Below are 870 nucleotides of genomic sequence, written 5' to 3'. Positions count from 1 at the left end.
CATTCCGAACAGAGAAGTTAAGCCCGATAGCGCCGATGGTACTGCGTAGAAGTGGGAGAGTAGGTCGCCGCCTTTTTTTAGAGAAACCTCTTATTCATTCGAATAAGGGGTTTTTTGCGTTTAATACATTCTTAACTACCGGGTACCGGATCACAATCAAATTCCGGGTCCTGGCTTACATTCTACATAAACGATAGAGCAATAACCTCACATCTGTCACGCCTCTAAACTGCCTTCTGTTTTTTTATTTTAGGTTTGGGCTGATTAACGGAAATTTTAGTTTCTCCGTTGATGAAACATTTAATAATATTAGAGCTGTATGTCAGGCTGAATTGAAAATCGACGCAGTCAAAGCCTGATACATCAGAACTTGGGGCAACGCCCACGAGTGTTCGAAAAGATTCAAACATTCAAATATATAGTGTTTTGCAAGCTGTAAATCAGCTCTCCTCCTGGCAAGGAGGAGTACCTCGACGAAGGAGAGGGGAGGTGGTTTTAAGTCTTTTTTACAAATTAGTTTTCAACAATATAAGAAAGATAAGAAAAGTAACCGGCCAGAAATGATTTATAGGAGAAAACTATTGAGAAACAGAGCAACTCCAGCGGAATGTGAACTTTGGAATTACCTTAAAGGAAAAAGAATATGCGATCTGAAGTTTAGGCGACAACATTCTATTTGGCAATACATTCTGGATTTTTATTGTCCTCAATTAAAGCTAGCTATCGAATTAGATGGGGAATAGCATGTTTATAATGAGGAATATGACAGACTTAGGGATAGGAATCTTAGTAATATGGGTATTACAACATTACGATACGAAAATCTTATGGTATTTGAACACCCCAATGTTATAATTGCAGAAATCAAAG

The 870-nt window shown here is 38.2% G+C and carries 1 rRNA gene and 1 pseudogene; both read left to right on the top strand.

From position 1 onward, the window contains the following. Positions 1 to 76, top strand: a 5S ribosomal RNA gene (gene rrf, locus ACRD69_RS25300); the annotation flags it as partial. 484 nt (positions 77 to 560) lie between these two features. Continuing rightward, a pseudogene (locus ACRD69_RS25295) lies at positions 561 to 870 on the top strand (endonuclease domain-containing protein); the annotation flags it as partial.

It is taken from the genome of Carboxylicivirga agarovorans (assembly GCF_050589845.1).
Classification (GTDB): domain Bacteria; phylum Bacteroidota; class Bacteroidia; order Bacteroidales; family Marinilabiliaceae; genus Carboxylicivirga; species Carboxylicivirga agarovorans.
The sequence above is the reverse complement of the archived record's forward strand: the minus strand, read 5'-3'. Positions and strand labels throughout refer to the sequence as shown.